General features: G+C 63.1%; 3 protein-coding genes and 1 pseudogene. 1 reads left to right on the forward strand and 3 read right to left on the reverse strand.

The genetic code is table 11. From position 1 onward, the window contains the following. The 3 genes from EN925_RS29785 to EN925_RS29795 form a co-directional block, all read right to left on the reverse strand. The coding region (locus EN925_RS29785; RefSeq protein ID WP_164894473.1) for a dihydrofolate reductase family protein at window positions 1-227 on the reverse strand (227 nt) is incomplete at its 3' end. A gap of 102 nt (window positions 228-329) precedes the next feature. Then, window positions 330-1,178, reverse strand: a complete 849-nt coding sequence (locus EN925_RS29790; RefSeq protein ID WP_164766116.1) for a protein-L-isoaspartate O-methyltransferase — start codon at window positions 1,176-1,178, stop codon at window positions 330-332. Window positions 1,179-1,265: 87 nt separating this feature from the next. Further along, entirely contained in the window at window positions 1,266-2,630 is a 1,365-nt protein-coding gene (locus EN925_RS29795; protein WP_013530120.1) for an Nramp family divalent metal transporter, read from the reverse strand. A gap of 235 nt (window positions 2,631-2,865) precedes the next feature. Here EN925_RS29795 and EN925_RS29800 point away from each other — a divergent pair. After that, window positions 2,866-3,098: pseudogene (locus tag EN925_RS29800) on the forward strand (transcriptional regulator MntR); the annotation flags it as partial.

Consider the following 3,098-nt stretch of genomic DNA (forward strand, 5'->3'; position numbering starts at 1 on the left):
TTCTGATATGGCCAGTAGGCGGCGAAGATATCGTAGGTCCTGCGGCCGAGAAGCAGGGCGAAAGGCTTGGAGAACAGTTCATCCATCGCCGCGCCCCCCGCCTCGTCGAAGTAATGGAAGGTCCAGCCGCCGAACTTGAAGCCGCCGACCGGATCCTCTTGCGGGCCGCCGGGCGCCTGCATGACGCCGTCGAGGCTGACGAATGTCGCAGAGATAATCTTTCTCATTCCAATGCTCCCGTTCTTCGGTCCACGCCGTCGTGGCGGACTTCAGCCCAAGGACGGGCGACGAGCCACCGGTCCGACAGGACAGGACGAAATTTTGGAAAATCACCGTTGCTTGCGAGGCTCGGTGTGGAGATTTTCCGACGAGAACCAGACATCGCCTGATATGGCGGTGGCGGTGTCGTCCGGCGCCCTGTCCTGCGCCAGCCAGATCGAGCGGCTGCGCGCGGCCTGCTCGCCGGTGGGGATCATCGCCGCGGGGTCCGCGACCGAGGCGCCGACACAGGGAATGAACCACGACCGCATGAACGGATCGCAGGCGAAGCCTTTTTGCGTGCGTGTCACCATCACCGCCAGCGGGACGCGCTCGGCCGGCCGCCAGGGAAAGATCATGCGGCCGCCTGGCCGCAGCGCCTTCAGCCATCCGGCCGGGGGCGCTGCGACCCCGGCATTGACATAGATGATGTCGGATGGCGGCAGGGGCGTCGTCACGGCATCGCCATGTACCACCGTCGCATTGCCATAGGCTTCGAGATTTTGACGCGCCAGATCGGCCAGCTTCTCGTCGAGTTCGAAAGCGGTGACGATGCCGCCTGGCGAAACCAGCCGGGCCAGCACGGCGGTGTAGTAGCCGGTGCCGGCGCCGATATGGCAAACCGCCTCACCGGGTTTCGGTTCAAGCTTTCCAATCCACATGGCGTGCAGGAATGGCTCGCCATTGTTGATGCCCTTGTCGTCGTCGAGCGCCACCAGCACGTTCTGATAGATATGAGCCGGATCGGCGCTTGGTGTTCTGATCTTGCCGTTGCCGGCGACGACCGTCCACGGCCCGGGACCGAGAAACGCTTCGCGCGGCACGTCGGCGAAAGCCGCTTCCAGACGTGGGTCGGGCGAGCCGGCATTGGCGGCCAGCAGCCGCGCGTAGAATTTCCTGATGTCTTCGATCCGGGTCATGATGCCGGAAAACATAGCGCGGATTGCCGATTTGTCGCGAGGCTGCCCCCTGCGCAGAGGGCAGCCGGTTTCCAGGCGAAGCGGAACTCAGCCGACCCCGAACATGGTGTCGTAGAGCAGCTTGAAGTTGAGCACCAGGATGATCGCGGCGACCACCCAGGCAAGGGCTGCGACGCCGCGCGGAATGGCGAGATTGCCCATCTTCTTCTTGTCGGAGACGAACTGCACCAGCGGGACGACCGCGAAGGGCAGTTGCATCGACAGGATGACCTGGCTGAACACCAGCAACTGGCCGGTGCCCTTTTCGCCATAGAGCGCGGTGACGACCACCACCGGGATAATGGCGAGGCCGCGCGTCAGCAGCCGGCGTGCCCAGTTGGGGATGCGCAGGCGCAGGAAGCCTTCCATAACAATCTGGCCGGCGAGCGTGGCCGTCACCGTCGAGTTCAGGCCGGAAGCCAGCAGCGCCACCGCGAACAGGATCGAGGCGATGCCGAGGCCGAGCAGCGGCGACAGCAGCTCGAAGGCCTGGCCGATCTCTGCGACGTCCTGGTGGCCGGTGTTGTGAAAGGCGACCGCGGACACGATCAGGATCGAGGCGTTGACGAACAAAGCCAGCATCAGGGCGATGGTCGAGTCCGTCGTTGCCCATTTGATGGCGTCGCGCTTGCCCTTGTCGGTGCGTTCATAGGCGCGGGTCTGCACGATCGAGGAGTGCAGATAGAGATTATGCGGCATGACGGTGGCGCCGATGATGCCGATGGCGATGTAGAGCATCGCCGGATTGGTGACGATTTCCGACGACGGCACGAACATGGCATGCAGGATCGAACCGGCCGGCGGGGCGGCGACGAAGATCTGGATGGCGAAGCAGCTGAAGATGATGATCAAAAGCGCGATGACGAAGGCTTCGAGATAGCGAAACCCCTTGTTCATCAGGAGCAGCACGAGGAAGGCGTCGAGCGCCGTCAGCATGGCGCCGCCGATCAGCGGAATGCCGAACAGAAGCTGCAATGCGATCGCGGTGCCGATGACTTCGGCCAGGTCGCAGGCGATGATGGCCAGCTCGCAGGCGATCCACAGCACGAAGTTCACCGGCCGGGGATAATAGGCCCGGCAGGCCTGGGCGAGGTCGCGGCCGGTGGCGATGCCGAGCCGTGCCGCCAGCGCCTGCAAAAGGATCGCCATCAGGTTGGACAGCATGATGATGAACAGCAGCGTGTAACCGAACTGGGCGCCGCCGGCGAGGTCGGTCGCCCAGTTGCCGGGGTCCATATAGCCGACCGAGACCATGTAGCCGGGACCCATGAAGGCGAACAGGCGACGGAACCAGACGCCCGAGTTCGGCACGGCGATAGAGGAATTGACTTCGCGCAGGCTGGGCTGCTCGTCCTCGTCGGGCCTGGCGAACCGCCATGAGGAACGGGAGGCTGTGGCTTCGGCTTCAGACATGAAGGAGGGCTTTCCGCGAGACTGGACGATGTTGCCTTAAGCTATGCCATGGCTCAACATTATGCAATATGCTATATTTCATTGTCGTTGCTTTTTATCCGGCTGGCGGTCATCGGGTGAAACGGCAATCGGAAGCCCCGGTTGCACCTGTGGCGGAATGCAAATAAACGGCCTGAAGAATCAGAGCCCGTGCTATGAAAGCATGGATGGCAAATAGTCTTGGGAGGAGCGCGTATTGGTGCTGAAGAACAGACCAGTTCCGCGCGAGCCGCTGCTCGACGCCGAAATTCATTCGGAGGGCTTCCGGCAGCAGCGCGAAGCGCGCCGCAGTGCGTTGGTCGAGGATTATGTCGAACTGATCGCCGACCTGATCGAAGACGGCAACGAGGCGCGTCAGGTCGACATCGCCGCACGGCTCGGCGTCGCGCAGCCGACGGTGGCCAAGATGCTGACCAGGCTGTGCGCCGA

The sequence above is a fragment of the Mesorhizobium sp. M7A.F.Ca.US.006.04.2.1 genome (assembly GCF_004022915.1).
Lineage (GTDB): Bacteria > Pseudomonadota > Alphaproteobacteria > Rhizobiales > Rhizobiaceae > Mesorhizobium > Mesorhizobium ciceri.

Coding starts and splice junctions, on each gene's coding strand:
- EN925_RS29790 (WP_164766116.1), bottom strand. CDS start 1,178: ATGACCCGGATCGAAGACATCAGGAAATTCTACGCGCGGCTGCTGGCC.
- EN925_RS29795 (WP_013530120.1), bottom strand. CDS start 2,630: ATGTCTGAAGCCGAAGCCACAGCCTCCCGTTCCTCATGGCGGTTCGCC.